At 64.4% G+C, this 15,878-nt stretch carries 14 protein-coding genes; 7 read left to right on the forward strand and 7 right to left on the reverse strand.

Annotated elements, in window-relative coordinates; genetic code table 11:
• Positions 1-8: 8 nt before the first annotated feature.
• Genes A9Z00_RS12050 through A9Z00_RS12060 form a run of 3 tightly spaced genes read left to right on the forward strand, consistent with a single transcriptional unit; the run spans position 9 to position 4,316 of the window.
• Entirely contained in the window at positions 9-1,712 is a 1,704-nt protein-coding gene (locus tag A9Z00_RS12050; RefSeq protein WP_296977666.1) for a sensor histidine kinase, read from the forward strand.
• Positions 1,709-3,319, forward strand: a complete 1,611-nt coding sequence (locus tag A9Z00_RS12055; RefSeq protein ID WP_296977669.1) for a response regulator — start codon at positions 1,709-1,711, stop codon at positions 3,317-3,319. Before A9Z00_RS12050 ends, A9Z00_RS12055 begins: the two co-directional genes overlap by 4 nt.
• 34 nt (positions 3,320-3,353) lie before the next feature.
• A complete protein-coding gene (locus A9Z00_RS12060; protein ID WP_296977672.1) occupies positions 3,354-4,316 on the forward strand; it encodes a S1C family serine protease in 963 nt (320 codons plus the stop codon).
• Between the two features lie 70 nt (positions 4,317-4,386).
• On the opposite strand, the gene A9Z00_RS12065 is transcribed toward A9Z00_RS12060, so the two are convergent.
• Entirely contained in the window at positions 4,387-4,947 is a 561-nt protein-coding gene (locus tag A9Z00_RS12065) for a family 1 glycosylhydrolase (RefSeq protein WP_296977674.1), read from the reverse strand.
• 330 nt (positions 4,948-5,277) lie between these two features.
• Between A9Z00_RS12065 and map the strand changes: the two genes are divergently transcribed.
• Positions 5,278-6,024 (forward strand): type I methionyl aminopeptidase, encoded by a 747-nt coding sequence (map, locus tag A9Z00_RS12070; protein WP_296977676.1) that lies wholly within the window; start codon positions 5,278-5,280, stop codon positions 6,022-6,024.
• Between the two features lie 247 nt (positions 6,025-6,271).
• Here map and A9Z00_RS12075 read toward each other — a convergent pair whose 3' ends face one another.
• On the reverse strand, positions 6,272-7,738 hold the full coding sequence (locus A9Z00_RS12075; protein WP_296977679.1) for a S41 family peptidase: 1,467 nt from the start codon (positions 7,736-7,738) through the stop codon (positions 6,272-6,274).
• A gap of 219 nt (positions 7,739-7,957) precedes the next feature.
• Here A9Z00_RS12075 and A9Z00_RS12080 point away from each other — a divergent pair, with 219 nt between their 5' ends.
• The 3 genes from A9Z00_RS12080 (at position 7,958) to A9Z00_RS12090 (ending at position 10,513) form a co-directional block, all read left to right on the forward strand.
• A complete protein-coding gene (locus tag A9Z00_RS12080; RefSeq protein WP_296977681.1) occupies positions 7,958-8,764 on the forward strand; it encodes a Cof-type HAD-IIB family hydrolase in 807 nt (268 codons plus the stop codon).
• Between the two features lie 134 nt (positions 8,765-8,898).
• The gene (locus tag A9Z00_RS12085; RefSeq protein ID WP_296977683.1) at positions 8,899-9,471 is read left to right on the forward strand and encodes a GNAT family N-acetyltransferase; all 573 of its coding nucleotides are present in this window, start codon (positions 8,899-8,901) and stop codon (positions 9,469-9,471) included.
• An 82-nt stretch (positions 9,472-9,553) separates the two neighbouring features.
• Positions 9,554-10,513, forward strand: a complete 960-nt coding sequence (locus A9Z00_RS12090; RefSeq protein ID WP_296977685.1) for an MraY family glycosyltransferase — start codon at positions 9,554-9,556, stop codon at positions 10,511-10,513.
• Positions 10,514-10,726: 213 nt separating this feature from the next.
• Here A9Z00_RS12090 and A9Z00_RS12095 read toward each other — a convergent pair whose 3' ends face one another.
• From A9Z00_RS12095 to A9Z00_RS12115, 5 genes are all read right to left on the reverse strand, one after another.
• Positions 10,727-11,092, reverse strand: a complete 366-nt coding sequence (locus A9Z00_RS12095) for a DUF4383 domain-containing protein (RefSeq protein ID WP_296977688.1) — start codon at positions 11,090-11,092, stop codon at positions 10,727-10,729.
• A gap of 114 nt (positions 11,093-11,206) precedes the next feature.
• Positions 11,207-11,833 (reverse strand): YigZ family protein, encoded by a 627-nt coding sequence (locus tag A9Z00_RS12100; RefSeq protein ID WP_296977691.1) that lies wholly within the window; start codon positions 11,831-11,833, stop codon positions 11,207-11,209.
• 14 nt (positions 11,834-11,847) lie between these two features.
• Positions 11,848-13,197: a glucose-6-phosphate isomerase gene (locus tag A9Z00_RS12105; protein WP_296977694.1), complete on the reverse strand. Its 1,350-nt coding sequence runs from the start codon at positions 13,195-13,197 to the stop codon at positions 11,848-11,850.
• Positions 13,198-13,726: 529 nt separating this feature from the next.
• On the reverse strand, positions 13,727-14,626 hold the full coding sequence (purU, locus tag A9Z00_RS12110) for a formyltetrahydrofolate deformylase (RefSeq protein WP_296977697.1): 900 nt from the start codon (positions 14,624-14,626) through the stop codon (positions 13,727-13,729).
• A 61-nt stretch (positions 14,627-14,687) separates the two neighbouring features.
• Entirely contained in the window at positions 14,688-15,818 is a 1,131-nt protein-coding gene (locus A9Z00_RS12115; RefSeq protein WP_296977699.1) for a deoxyribonuclease IV, read from the reverse strand.
• Positions 15,819-15,878 lie beyond the last annotated feature (60 nt).

The following is a 15,878-nucleotide window of genomic DNA, read 5'->3' on the forward strand; positions in this document are numbered from 1 at the left end:
ATCCGGACGTGACGCGGAAGTGGAGCCTGTTCACCAAAATGGTGACGTTTCTGGCGCTGCTGCTGCTCGCCATCGCGGGGCTCTACGGGTATACGGTGGCGACATCCATCGACACCATGCAGCGGGAGCTGGAGACGTCACGCCTGAACCAGTTGAAATTCCTCGCCGACCGTCTGGAAAACGACATCGATCAGCTCACGCTGAACGCCTACAACCTGTTGCAGGACCCGAGCGTGCGCGACTACGCGATCCTGCCGGCCATCGAGCATCTGGTCGACCGGAACCGGCTGAAGATGACGATCACGGAGAAGCTCAAGCTGCAGAGCACCGCAAGCGCGTGGACGAACACGCTCACGCTGTACTTTCCGGCGACGGGCGACCTTCTGTCCTCAGACCCCCATTCCGCGCTCAAGTCTGAATACGATTTCAGCCAACTCGTGCCGGACCGGTGGATCTATGACCACCCGACAAGCGAATTCATCCTGTACGTGCCCGATCGGGGACGGACGGGCGACGTGAGCGTCATGCTGTCCTTCCCCGCCGAAAACATCCGGAAGCTGCTCGCCTCTTACGAGGGGAAGAGCCGGCCGTACCTGTACCATCCGTCGGGCCGCTTCATCTTTGATGACCATACGGAGAGCACGACGGCGATCCGGATAGCCGGCCAACTCGGGACACGGACCATCGACGGCACGCTGTCGATGGTGACGGAAGCGAACGGCATGTCCTATCTGGTGAGCGCGATGCCGACCGCGCTTGACGATTGGATGCTGATCGAGTACACCCCGCTCGAGCGCATCCTGCAGCCGATCCGCAAAAGCACGACGCTGTTTGCGGGCGCGACGGCCGCGCTGCTGCTCCTCGGCGTGCTGTTCGCGTTCGAGCTGTACCGGAACGTGCAGCTCCCGATCCGGAAGCTGGTGAACGGCCTGGCCCGCTTCAAGGAAGGCGACTACGGCGTGCGCATCGGCATCGTGCCCGCGCGGGAATTCCGGTTGCTGACCGAAGGGTTCAACGACATGGCGAAGCAGGTCGGCGACCTGATCGACAAGGTGCTGACCGAGCAGATTCGCGCGAAGGAAGCGGAGTTCAAGCAGCTCCAGTCGCAGATCAATCCGCATTTCCTGTACAACTGCCTGTTCTTCATCAAGAGCAAGGCGCGCGTCGGCGACACCGAGTCGGTCGAGGCGATGGCGCTCAGCCTCGGCGAATATTACCGCTACATGGCCCGGACGGACAAGGACATGGTCCCGCTCCGGAGCGAACTGGATCTGATCCGCAACTACGTGTCGATCCTGAACCTGCGGAAGCCGCGCATCGATTACATCGCGGACGTCGACGAGGAGCTGATGGACCTCGAGATTCCCCGGCTGCTCCTCCAGCCGCTCGTCGAGAACGCCGTCCTGCACGGCATCGAGCCGAAGACCGGGCGGGGGACGCTGCGGATCACCGGGCGCAGGCTCGGGGACGGCTTCGTGCTCACGGTCGAGGACGACGGCGTCGGCATGACGGACGAGACGCTGATGCGGCTGCGCGGAGAGCTCAAGGGCGCGAAATCGGAAGAGGCGGGCTACGGCGTCTGGAACGTGAGGCAGCGCTTCGTCCGGAAATTCGGGCCGGGCGCGGTCCTCGAGATCGATTCGAAGCCGGGCGAGGGCACGACGGTCACGCTCAGGTGCGATTCCCGCGCGCAGGAGGCGACCCCCGCATGATGATTCTGCTCGTGGACGACGAACCGTTCGCCGTGGACGATCTCGCGATGACGATCGACTGGGACGCGCTCGGCATCGAGGCGGTGTTCAAAGCCTACTCCGGTGCGGAGGCGCTCGACATCCTGGGCCGGCGGCCGATCGACATCGTCGTGACGGACATCACGATGCCCGGCATGTCGGGCCTGGAACTGGCGGCCGCGATCCGGAAGCGGTGGAAGCAGACGAAGGTGATCCTGCTGTCCGGCTACGCGGAGTTCGACTATGCGCGGCAGGCGCTGGAGATCGGCGTTTCGGAATATCTGACGAAGCCGATCAGCGACGAGGAGTTCGTGCGGAAGCTGGAACAGGTCATGCAGACGATCCGCCGGGAGTGGCAGGAGATCGCGTCGTACGAGCGGGCGATGAGCCTGTTCGAGGAGCATCTGCCGCTTCTGCGCAACAATCTGCTCCGCGATCTCATCCAGGGCAAAAAAATATCCCGCGACCGGCTCGCATCGCAGCTTGCGAAGTTCCAGCTCCCGTTCGAGGCGGGATGCCGCGTCGCGCTGCTCGTCATGCGGCTCGAAGGGTCCCGTTCGTTCTCCGCCGACGACATGTTCCTGTTCGAATACGCGATCGACAACATCGCCCGCGAGCTGTACGGCGGCGATTTCGCGCTGTGGAACTGCAGCGACGAACTCGGCCATCTCGTGTACGCGGTGAAGCCGGCGGCGGAAGCTTCGGACGGCGCAGAAAGCGAATCCTACGCGCGGATCACGCGGCTCGCGGAGGATCTGCAACGCAGCGTCGAGCACTATCTGCGCGGCCGCATCTCCGTCGTCATCAGCCGGACGGGGGCGTTTCCGGACGACCTCCCCGCGCTCTACCAGTCGTCCCTCGGCCTCCTTCGCCGGTACATCGGCAGCGAACACGGCTTCTTCATGACGATGGACCGGGAAGACGACCCCGGGGACGTCGCGAGCCTGACGAAATTGTACGAGCCGCCGTCCTTCATGCAGCTGTTCGAATCCGGCCGGTGGGAGAACGCGCTGGAGAAGCTGGATGCGGTGTTCGCGGAGCTTGCGCACAAGCGCATCGACACCGCGGAGCATCTGCGCGAGATCCACAGCCAGCTTCTGGCCGCCTGCTTCTACATCGCGCACAAGAACGGCAAGATGCTGGCCGATCTGGCGGGCGTCGAGCTGACGGACCGCCAGCCCCCGCTCGACGCGGCGCAGCTCAAGGACTGGGGCACGCAGCTCGTGAACCGGATCCGGAACCGGCTTGAAGCCGAGATGAGCGACACGCGCCGGCAGCTCGTCCGGCAGGTGCACGAATACATCGACAGCCACCTGGACTCGGCGACGCTGCAGTCGATCGCGCATCACGTGTCGCTGCACCCCGTCTATCTGTCGAAGGTGTACAAGCAGGAGACGGGGCATAGCATCAGCGACACGATCTACCGCCGGCGGATGGAGCAGGCGACGCACCTCCTGCGCAACACGAAGCTGAAGATTTACGAGATCACGACGATGCTCGGCTATTCCAGCGCGCATTATTTCATCAAGCTGTTCAAGGAGTATTCGGGGCTTACGCCGCAGGAATACCGGGACCGGGCGGAAGGATGAACGGGGAGTGACCGGAGTGCCGGAGGACAGGAACATGAAGACCGGCGGAACGGAAGACGACGTTTCCGGCGCGGGGCCGGACGCCGGAGAAACGGGGCCGGACGCGGGCGGAACCGAAACGCGGGAGCCGTACGGCGATGCCGCGGCGGAAGCGGCGGACACGGCAGCCGGTGACGGCGCGGACGACGGCGGCGTTGCCGAAGACGGCGCCGTTGCCAGCGACGAAGCTGCAGACAGCGCCGATGTCGGCGACGGGTCCGACGGCGGCGGCGATGCCACAGGCGGCGGGTCCTCTCCGGGGCGCCGCCGGATCCGGAACGCGGTCGCGGCGCTCCTCATCGCGGCGCTGATCGTCAACCTCCTGGCGGTGCTGCCCCGGATCTACAACCTCGATACGCTGCCGCTTCTCTTCCGGTCGCGGCAGCTCGCCGAGCAGGAGGAGATCCGGAGGGCGTTGGACGCGGTCGTCCTGATCAGCACGAACCGGAGCCGGGGATCGGGATTCCATGTCTCGGGCGGGTATATTCTGACCAACCATCATGTCGTCGAAGACGCCGCCTGGCTCCTCGTCGAGTTTCCCGGGGCGGGGCGGTTCCCCGCCGAGGTCGCAGAAGCCGATCCGGCGCTGGACATCGCCCTCCTGAAGGCCGACATCGGAGAGGAGCGGCTGCCGTTCATCGAGATCGAACGGAACTGGGAGCCGGGCGAGACCGTCTACGTGGTCGGCAACCCGCTCTACCTCGAGCGGATCGCCGCGTCGGGCAGCATTCTGGGCACCGCGCGGGTTCAGGGCCGAAGCGCGCCGGTCATGATCGTCGACGCGCCGGTGCGCCGGGGCAACAGCGGCAGCCCGGTCGTGAACGGACGGGGCCGCGCCGTCGCCGTCATCTACGCCGCGGGCGAAGTCATGCATCGGGGCGAACCCGTGCAGGCCGGGTTCGCGGTGCCGATCGGCGAACTGGACGGCTTGCTCGGGCAATGGCTGCCCGGCCGGTAACCCGGCCCGTGCAAAAAACCGGCCCCGCATCCCGTGCGGAGCCGGTTTCGTGTGTTGTGCGGACAGGCGATCAGGCGAGGCTTTCGCCCTCGGTTCCGATCCGGTAACGGCTGGCCATCGCGCCGGCGGGATCGCGGCTGAAGGCGCGGAACCACTTGAGCTCCCGCGCGGCCGCATCCCACGGTTCGTGCGGCCGGTTCCGGATGATCGCGTCGCTGCCGAGACGGCTGTGCAGAATATTCATGAAAAGCCGGTATCGCTCGTTCGATTTCACGTTCACCCATCTGCCGCCGATGCGCATCCAGAGCGGTCGCTGCCAACGGCAAGCGGAGATGATCGGCGTCATGCCGTATTGGCGTATCGTCCCGACCAGGCCCCGGCAGCGCCGGATCCCTTCCTCGTTCGGCGACCCGTCGGCATGCAGGACGGCGGGCCACAGCAGCTCGAACTGGAAGGCGCGGTAGCCCATGGCGGCCAGCAAGGCGACATCCTCGGGAAGGGGCAGCCCGCCGCCGTCGAACACCACCACATGCCGGTTCCAGATTTCGCTGACCGTTCCGGCGGCATCTTCCCGCCTGACCCGGGCCCCGGAAAGCTTCGGCCTGACTCGGTACGATCCCCAGATGGCCATGAGCGACATCCCCCTGTTCGTGGTTTTTCGTCACCGCATGATGCGGAAACCGTCCGCGCGCTGCAGATCCTTTTTAATTCATTGTACCGACAGGGGGGTGGAACCGACATAACAAGAATGCAAGATCGATACCTGAATGATAACTTCTTGCAGATCGTCCTTTGGGAATTGGTTCGGCGACTGCTCCGGCGACTCGAAGAGCCGGCCGAATGTATGGCATGAAGGACGAACACACAGTCCGGCCGCGGTTTGAATGTTTCGGGCTTTTCACCGTCGGCGGTGATGGTTGATATAGTGAACCAGTAGAGCCGCTGGAAAGGACGACGATGGATGATCGAACTGAAAAGCAGACGCGACATTGAAGCGATGCGCCGGGCGGGACAGGTCGTGGCGGAATGCCACCGCCGGATCGCGCGCATGATCCGCCCGGGCGTGACGACGATGGAGATCAACCGGCTCGTCGAGCGCGTCATGGCCGAATACGGCGCCCGGCCGTACCAAATCGGCTACAGGGGATATCCCTACGCCATCTGCGCGTCGGTCAACGATGTGATCGCGCACGGTTTTCCGAGCGATGAACCGCTGAAGGAAGGGGATATCGTCACGATCGACACGGTCGCGGAGCTGGACGGCTGGCTCGGCGACTCGGCGTGGACCTACGCCGTCGGCCGCGTCTCGCCCGTGGCCGAGAAGCTCATGCGGGTGACGCGCGAATGCCTGGAGCTCGGCATCGCGCAGGCAAAGGTCGGCAACCGGCTGGGCGACATCGCGCACGCGATCCAGACGCACGCCGAGCGCAACGGCTTCGGCGTCGTGCGTGATCTGCTCGCCCACGGCATCGGGCGGAAACTGCACGAAGAGCCGGGCTACATGCACGTGGGCAAGCCGGGCAAGGGACTCCGGCTGAAGGAAGGCATGGTGTTCACGATCGAGCCGATGCTTACGGAGGGCACCTATTTCATGACGATCGACGAGGACGGATGGACCGCCCGTACGCTGGACGGCAAGCTGGCCGCCCAGTACGAGCACGTCGTCGCGATCACGGCGGACGGCCCCGAAATATTGACGGCGCAGTAGCGTCATTCGGGGCCGTCCGCGCATTCCGGAGCGGCGGATGTCGCGCGGGTTCGCCGCAGGACGGCCCGGTGAGGGCGGAGGCGCTTCCGCATCCCCCGGCGAAATACGAAACAAGCGAAGAATGTTCCTCTATTTCGGCGTATTCGCCATCCTGCCGAAAGAAGAGAACAATCTTCGCTTATGTTTGCGGATGGGCGTCCGTTTCGCCGGATCCCCGAAGCACCGGCGGGGCCGGTGCGGCCGCCCGTCACCCCGCTCCATCGGACCTCCGCTCCGCCGTGCCGCCGGCCGTCCGGATCATCCCGCGCAGCGTCCGCACCGCTTCCCGGAGCTGGGGATCCTCCTCCACAAGCTTCGTCCGCAGCCGTTCCATCAGCTTGTACGCGGTCCGGCCGCTGATCGTGCCCGTCGGCGTCAGCCGCTCGTCGCGCTGGAATTGCTCGACCGCCGCGGCCGTCTGCTCGTCGTAGATGCCCTCGGGCTCTCCCGGATCATAGCCGATCGCCTCGAGCATCAGCTCCGCCGTCCGCACGTTCTGCCCGAGCGAGCCCACCTTCAGCACTTCATCCGTCGGCAGCGCCGGCAACGAGGCGTAGTCCGGCAAGGCGACCTCGACATCCGGCCGGATGCCGGTATTGTGGATCTTCCCGCCGTTCGGCGTCAACCACTCCGATTCCGTCAGCTTCAGCACCGAGCCGTCCTTCAGCGGACGGAACGTCTGCACGACGCCCTTGCCGAACGTCTTCATGCCGACGAGCTTCGCTCCCGCCGATTCGCGCAGCGCGGCGGCCAGCACCTCGGCCGAGCTCGCCGAACTCTCGTCGATGAGCACGGTGATCGGTTTGTCCCAGGGCACGCGCTGCGTCGAGGTGTAGGTCAGCCGCTTCCGGTCGTCCTTGTACACCACCTCGAGGATGACCCGGTCCTTCGGAATGAGCCGGCTGGCCACCTCGAGCGTCGAGCTGAGCAGCCCGCCCGGATTGGCGCGCAGATCGAGCAGGAGGCCTTCCATTCCCTGTTCCAGCAGCTCGTCGACCGCCTTCCCGAATTCCTTGCCCGTCCCTTCCGCAAAGCGCGTGATCTGCACCTTTCCGATGCCGCCCTCGAGCATCTCCGCGTGGACCGTCGTAACCGGAATCTTCGCCCGCTCCAGCGTCACGTCGAACGGTTCCGTCAGCCCGTCGCGGCGGATCGTGATCGTCACCTTCGTCCCCTCTTCACCGCGCGTCCGGCTCACGAGTTCCTGCATCGACTTGCCTCTCATCGACACGCCGTCGACGGCGACGATCACGTCCCCCTTGCGGATGCCGGCCTGCTCCGCCGGCGCCCCCTTGTAGGCCGACGTGACGACGAATTCGCCGTCCTCCACGTGGATCTCGACGCCGATCCCGACGATGTGGTCGTCGTACCGCTGCACATATTCCCTGCCCTCTTCGCCGGCGTAATAGGCCGAATAGGGGTCGCCGAGCGCCGCCGTCATCCCCTTGGCCGCCCCGTGGATCAATTCGGTCGAATCGGCGCCGTACAGATAGTCGCTCATGATTTTCCGGTATGTATAGTCGAGATTGGCAAAGGCGGGATCCTTCAGCATCGGATACCGCATCGTCATCCACCATTTCCCGAGCAGAAAACCGGACCCGCCGACCAACAGCAACATCGCGGACATCGCCAGCAGGGCCGCTCCCCGCCGCTTCCATCCCGAATCCGTACCCATGATCCGCATCGCTCCGTTCACTCCAGTCGCATACTTCACGATACCGCATTCCGGACGAGGGTTCAAGCGATCACCGAATGGACATGATCCAGCATATGCGGCAAAGCGAAGGGACAGAACAACGCTTGTTGCCGCCCCTGCCGGCGCTCTGCTACAATCGGTCTGACAGACACGGGCGCCGGACCGCGGCCGGCGCCCGGAGAAGGAGCGGAGGAAACCATGTACCGACTGATCGCGATCGACATCGACGACACGCTGCTGACCGACGACGGGCGCATCACGGACGCGACGAAGGAAGCCCTCGCCGAAGCCGTGAAGCGCGGCGTCACGGTGACGCTCGCGACGGGCCGCATGTTCGCTTCGGCCCGGCAGATCGCGGAGCGCATCGGGCTGAACGTGCCGATCATCACCTACCAGGGCGCGCTCGTCAAGACGCCGTTCGACGGCCGGGTGCTGTACGAACGGAACGTGCCGGCGGACGCCGCGCGCGAGATTCTCGCCTACTGCCGGCGGCACCGCCTCCACCTGCAACTCTACACGGAAGATGAATTGTATGCGGCCGAGGACAACGACAAGGTGCGCGAATACGCGGAGCGCTGCGCCGTCCCCTACCGGGTGGAGCCCGATTTCGAACGGCTCATCGCGCGCCCGCAGACCAAGATGCTCATCATCGACGACCCGGACCGGCTCGACCGGATCGCGGAGGAACTCAGGCCCGTCTACAAGGGCCGCGTCCATATCACGAAATCGAAGCCGAACTACCTCGAGTTCCTTCATCCCGAAGCGACGAAGGGACACGCCCTCGCGGCGCTCGCCCGCCATGTCGGCTGCGCGATGGAAGAGACCATCGCGATCGGCGACTCCTGGAACGACCGCGAGATGATCGAGGCGGCCGGCCTCGGCGTCGCGATGGGCAATGCGGTCGAGGCGTTGAAGAAGATCGCCCGGTTCGTCACGAAGACGAACAACGAAGACGGCGTCAAGCACGTGATCGACACCTTCATCCTGAACCCGCAGTCATCCTGAAATTTCCTGCCGGGCGGCAATGTCTCCGCGGCGCGGACATCGAGTATAATGGAAGCAAAGCGGAGACGGCCGCCCTTTTTCACCCGTCTGAAGGAAAACGCTTACAATTACAATCCCACGCGGAGGTGCCGCCCATGGTCAAATTCACGGTCGACGAGCGGACGGAACTGATGCCGATCGGGCCGGAGCGCGCGGACGAACTGTTCCGGCTCGTGGACGTCCACAGGGAGTGGCTGGCGCAATGGTTCGCCTGGCCGAAGGAGGTCCGGTCGCCCGCGGACGCGCTGGCGTTCATCCGGCGCCTGGACACGGATTGGAAAGAGGACCGGGCGCTCGGGCTCGGGCTGTTCATCGAAGGCCGGCTGATGGGCGTCATCGAGCTCAACGGCCTGGATTCACGGGACCGCTGCGGCCGCCTCGGATTCTGGCTCGCGCCGGCGGCCTGCGGGCGCGGCCGCGTGACCCGCGCCTGCGAACGACTTGCCGGCTGGGCGTTCGAGCAGGCCGGCCTGAACCGCCTCGAGATCCGCGCGGCCGTGGACAACATACGGGGGCGGGCCGTGGCGGAACGCCTGGGCTTCGGGCTCGAAGGCATCGCGCGGCAGGCGAAGCGGCTGGATGACCGCTACGCGGATACGGCCGTCTACGCGCTGCTCGCTTCCCAGTGGTTCGAAATGAAGCGACTGGCGAAACATATCGGATATTGACGGAAAAAAATAGCGAAACTTTTCCATCCCGACAGTCGTCTATACTGTCGGGATTAATTTGGGACGGAGATGATTCTGCGTCGTGCTCTACATCCTCGCATTCCTGATATCGTTCGCCATCGTCTATTTTCTGATCCCGCCCCTCGCCCGCCTCGCGTTCCGTCTCGATTTCGTGGACAAGCCGCGGGAGGGGGTGGAGCGGAAGCTGCACCGCGAACCGATTCCGCTCACCGCAAGCTACGCGATTTATCTCGGCTTCGCCGCCGCCTGGCTGCTCATGTCCGGCTGGAACGGCTACGAGACGCTGGCCATCCTCGCCGGCGGGGCGCTTCTGCTTGTCATCGGCACCGTCGACGACTGGTACAAGTCCCACGGCCGCGATTTCCCGCCGCTGCCGAAGGCGCTCGTCCAGATGGCCGCCGCCGTCGTCGTGTACCTGTCGGGCATTCAGTTCACCGGCTTCTACAATCCGCTGATCGAGAAATACGTGCTGCTGCCCGAGTGGCTGCAGTTCGTGCTGACGATCCTGTGGATCTTCGGCGTCACGACGGTCATCAACTTCTCGGACGGCATGGACGGGCTGGCCGGCGCGCTGACCGCCATCTCGTCCGGCACGCTGTTCATCGTCGCGCTCGTGAAGGGGCAGGAACCGTCGGCGATGATGGCGATCATCCTGCTGGCCGCGGCGATCGCCTACCTGAAATACAACAAGCCGCCGGCGAAAATCTTCATGGGAGACGCCGGCGCGACGTTCCTCGGCTTCATCCTGTCCGTCATCGCGCTCGACGGCGTGTTCAAGCAGGCGACGCTGCTGTCGCTGTTCATCCCGATTCTCGCGCTGGGCGTGCCGATCTTCGACAATCTGTTCGTCGTGTTCAAGCGCCTGATGCAAGGCAAGCCGATCTATCAGGCGGACGCGAGCCAGGTGCACTACCGGCTGCTCCGGGCCGGCTACAACAACCGGCAGGCGCTGGTCCTGCTCAGCCTCGTGAGCCTCTGCCTGGGCCTGTCGTCGATCATCCTGCTGCTCGTCGAAGCCTGAATTCCGCCCACGCACGGAAAAAGGCTGTTTCCGCCCTCCGGCGCCTCCCGCGCCGGGAGCTTGCGGAAACAGCCTTTTCGTTCGCGCGCATCCTTCCGCCCGTCCGGCGTTATGAGGCGCGCACCCTGAACCGCATGTTCGGCGTGATGGCTGCGCTTCACCGTCCTCGACAGCGGCCTGCCGTCCTTCCATCCGTGCGCATCCCCTGTCCGTTCAGCGGTACGACCGCGCTCCCTGCGCCGCCTCCGACCATACGAATCCGAAGTACAGCGCGATCGCGCCGACGATGAAATGCAGCGCGTTGTCGGCGAGGCCGACGTGCATCAGGCCGAACAGGTCGCCGGTGAACACGCCGAGCACGGCCAGCAGCAGATAGAAGACGCCGACGACCTGCGAATAGCGATAGGCATACCCCTCGCCGAACGCGGCCGCGAGTCCGAGCAGCCCGACGATCAGGTGAATGACGTTGTGCGCCCCGCCCAGATGGAACAGGCCGAACCCGTTCGGATCGATGTAACCGTACACGCCGAGCAGCAGAAAGACCAGCCCGGTAACCGCCGCGAACCGCCTGACCGCCATCCCGCATCCCTCCCCGTCCCCTTGGGAATCTCCCTAAGAACACTATGCGGGGACGGGGGGAAACATGCCTCGGGCGGCCTTGCTTCAGGCCGCCCGCCATCTTCGTGCCAGCGATCAGAAATCGTAATATTCGGCTTCGCCGGCCGTGATCGTCGCGCGCCCCTGCGTCAGGTCGGTCATCCACGCGATGAACCGGTCCGCCTCGCCGACCTCGGGCAGGCAGACGATCGTGACGCGGTCCGTGAACACCGTGTCGCCGACGGGCCAGCCGCGGTTGCGCAGCTCGTTCTCGATCTTGCCGTACCAGGTGTAGTCGGCTTCGACCGAGACCTTGCGCCGCAGCACCCGCTCGATCGGCTCCGACGCCTCGATCGCCTGCACGGCGCCCTCGGTGTAGGCGCGGATCAGTCCGCCGGCGCCGAGCAGGATGCCGCCGAAATAGCGCGTGACGACGATGGCCGTGTACTTCAGCTGCTGCGCCTTGATGACCTCGAGGATCGGCCGGCCGGCCGTGCCGCTCGGCTCGCCGTCGTCGGACGACTTCTGGATCTCGTCCCGGTCGCCGATCACGTAGGCGTAGCAGTTGTGCGTCGCGTCCCAATGTTTCTTGCGGATCGATTCGATGAAGGCGATCGCCTCGTCCTCGGTCGTTACCGGTTTGCCGTATCCGATGAACCTGGATTTCTTGATGACGATCTCGCGCGCGCCCTCGCGACGGAGCGTCCGGTAACGCGTCAGCACCTTGCGATCCCCGCTTACAGCCGCGCTTCGAGGGCCGCCTTCTCCTTCTCGTAGCCCGGCTTGCCCAGCAGCGCGAACATGTTCTTCTTGTAGGCCTCGACGCCCGGCTGGTCAAACGGATTGACGCCGAGCAGATAACCGCTGACGCCGCACGCTTTCTCGAAGAAGTAGACCAGATACCCGAACGTGTACGGCGTCATGTCGCGGATCGTCACGACCAGGTTGGGCACGCCGCCGTCGGTGTGGGCGAGCAGCGTTCCCTCGAACGCCTTTTTGTTCACGAAGTCCATCGTCTTGCCGGCAAGGAAGTTCAGGCCGTCCAGATTCTCCGGATCCTCGTGGATCGTGATATGCTCGGGCACCTCCGCCACCTGGATGACCGTCTCGAACAGGTTGCGCGTGCCCTCCTGGATGAACTGGCCCATCGAGTGCAGATCCGTCGAGAAATCGACCGACGCCGGGTAAATGCCCTTGTGGTCCTTGCCCTCGCTCTCGCCGAACAGCTGCTTCCACCATTCGGCGAAATAGTGCAGGTTCGGCTCGTAATTGACGAGAATCTCCGTCGTCTTGCCCTTGCGGTACAGGATGTTGCGAACGGCCGCGTATTGGTACGCGCCGTTCTCGGCCAGGTTCGGGTTCGCGTATTCGCGCATCGCGTCCGCGGCGCCCTGCATCATCGCGTCGATGTCGATGCCCGCAACGGCGATCGGCAGGAGGCCGACCGCGGTCAGCACGGAGTAGCGGCCGCCGACGTCGTCCGGAATGACGAACGTCTCGTAGCCTTCCGCCTCCGCCAGTTTCCGGAGCGCGCCCTTCGACCGGTCGGTCGTCGCGTAGATGCGCTTCCGCGCCTCTTCCTTGCCGTACTTCTGCTCCAGCTTCTCGCGGAAAATGCGGAACGCGATGGCCGGCTCGGTCGTCGTGCCGCTTTTCGAGATGACGTTGATCGACCAGTCCTTGCCTTCAAGCAGCTCCAGCAGGTGGGCGACGTAGGTCGAGCTGATGTTGTTGCCCGCGAACAGCACGAGCGGACCCTGGCGCTTCCCGGCGGGCAGCAGATTGTAGAACGAGTGCGACAGCATCTCGATCGCGGCCCGCGCGCCGAGATACGAACCGCCGATGCCGATCACGACGAGCGCGTCGGACGTTTCCCGGATGCGCGCCGCGGCCGCCTTGATCCGCGCGAATTCCTCCCGGTCGTATTCGGCCGGCAGGTTGATCCAGCCCAGAAAATCGCTTCCCGCGCCGGTCCCGTTGTGGAGCTGTTCGTGCGCCAGCCGGACGGGTCCCGCGAGATAGTCGATCTCATGTTGTCCGATGAACGGCAGCGCTTTCGAATAATCGAAGGTTACGGCTTTCGACATTTCCTGTTTCCTCCCGAATGGACATCTGGTGAGCGGCTTCCTGCCGCCGACCTGCTGCAAGTCCCCGCGACAAAAACCCAACCTTTAGCATACCGGATTCCACATCCGAACACAAGGAAATCGGTCACGCCGGCACATTGCGTTTTTTCACCGGGTGATCAATGCGGTTTATATCCGGGGGCCCGACCGGTTGCGGTACAATGGCGACAATCGGAAGCCGGCCCCGCGCATCTGCGGAAGCAGCCGAGACGTACGTCAACAGCCGCCGCCGGTGAACCGGGCGATACCCGTGCCGTCATCTCCCGCAAGCAACAAAGCCCCGCGTTGCGCGGGGCCGCGTGTTGGTGGTCTGTCGGACGCCCGGTTCAAAGCCGCGCCTTCGCCCCGGCGGGACCGGCCGCAAAGCCGTGTCCCCGGGCAAGCCGGTTCGAACCCGCGGCCCGATCGGCGGTCCGGTTTCGAGCGGCCGGCGGACGAAGCCGCTTCCCCCTCCGCTCCCGCCCGGATCCGCTTCCGGCCGCATCCGCCGTCAGTTGAACACGACCGTCTTGTTCTGGTACACGATGATGCGGTCCTCGAGGTGCCATTTCACCGCGCGGGCGAGCACGGTGCGCTCGATGTTCCGCCCGATCCGCTTCAGGCTCGCGACGTCGTCGCGGTGCGACACCCGCTGCACATCCTGTTCGATGATCGGGCCGCCGTCGAGCTCCTCCGTCACATAGTGGGCCGTCGCGCCGATGATTTTTACCCCGCGTTCATACGCCTGGTGGTACGGCTTGCTGCCGACGAACGCCGGCAGGAACGAATGGTGGATGTTGATGATCCGGTTCGGGAAAAACTCGATGAACCGCGGCGAGAGGATCTGCATGTACCGCGCGAGCACGATCAGATCGACCTTGCCCTCGTGCACCTTCTCGAGCTGCTGCCGCTCGGCTTCGGCCTTCGTCTCCGGCGTCACCGGAATATGGTGGTACGGAATGCCGAACGATTCGACGAGCTCGCGCATGTCCGGATGGTTGCTGATCACCATCGCGATCTCGGCGTCCAAATCGCCCGCCTGCCACTGCCAGAGCAGCTCCAGCAGGCAGTGGTCCTCCTTCGAGACGAAGATCGCGATCCGCTTCTTCCGGCTGGCGCGGAAAATGTGCCATTTCATCTGGAACCGGTCGGCGACGCGGATGAAGTCTTCCTGCAGCTTCGGCAGCTCCTGGTCGAGATCCCGGAGGTCGAATTCGATGCGCATGAAGAACATGCCGCCTTCCGGATCGATCGAATACTGGTCCAACGACACGATGTTCGCGCCCTGCTCGTACAGGAACTGCGACACGGCCGCGACGATGCCGGGACGGTCCGGACACGAGATCAGCATGCGCGCCCGGTTGGCGCTTCGCTGGATCGGATGTTGTGGCTGGTAGACGTTACGCTGCATGGCTGTTACATCCTTCCGTTCATTGGGATCATGATGCCGGGGTGGAGAGGTGCTCGGGCGATCACGCTTCCTTCAGCAACCGCTTGCCGGCGAACCAGGCCGTCAGCCGGTGGTTGACCGCTTCCTCCGACAGATGTTCGGGCAGCACCTTGCGCTCGATCACGAGATCGTAGAGCCGGTCCATCGGCTCGCGCGGATCGGCTTTCTTCGCCTTCGCGTCGCTCTTCAGCGACTCCCAGACCGAGAGCACGTACGTCCGCCCGTCGATTTCCTCTTTGTCGAAGAAATGGTGCAGGCGCTCCACATGCTCGAGGAACTCCTCGCCGAAGCGTTCCTTCACGTCGCCGCGCAGCAGCGCGATCTCGGCTTCGTACATCGGCCGGGACGTCTTGTTGTCCTTGCCGATCCACGGCGTCTCGAGGATGAACGGCCGTCCCTTGAGCAGCTCGTGATCGACGACCCGCTTGATCGCCTCGAAGCCGATGTAGCCCGAGCCGATGGGCGCGTGCCGGTCCTTCGCCGCGCCGCGCGGATTCTTCGAATCGTTGATATGGACGACGGCGACGCGGTCGAGCCCGACGATCCGGTCGATTTCGCGCAGCACGCCGTCGAGATCGTGGACGATGTCATAACCCGCATCGTGCATGTGGCACGTATCCAGGCAGACCGATATCCGGTCGTTGTCCTTCACCTTGTCGATGATCGCGGCGATCTCCTCGAACGTGCGGCCGATCTCGGTTCCCTTGCCGGCCATCGTCTCGAGGGCGATCTTCACGTCCATCCCTTCCGTGCCGGCCAGCACCTCGTTCAGGCCCTCCGCGATCCGGGCGATGCCGTACGCCGGATCCTTGTCCGTATACGCGCCCGGGTGCAGCACGATGTGGCCGACGCCGATCGCGTGCGTGCGGCGGATCTCCTCCTGCAGGAAGCGCACGGCCAGCTCGAACGTGTCCTTCTTGTACGAGCCGAGATTGATGATGTAAGGCGCATGCACGACGATCTCGTCGATGCCGTGCTCCTTCATCATCGCCTTGCCTTCCTCGATGTACAACTCTTCAATCGGCTTCCGCTTCGTGTTCTGCGGCGCGCCCGTATAGATCATGAACGAACTGGAGCCGTACGACACCGCTTCTTCCGTTGCCGTCACGAGCCCCTTGTCCGAAAACGACACATGCGAACCGATCTTGAGCAACCTGCTCCCTCCCGACAGCACATTTCCTATTATTCTAACAGAATCGGTCCGCGCTTGAAA

The organism is Thermobacillus sp. ZCTH02-B1, assembly GCF_002159085.1.
GTDB lineage: Bacteria > Bacillota > Bacilli > Paenibacillales > Paenibacillaceae > Thermobacillus.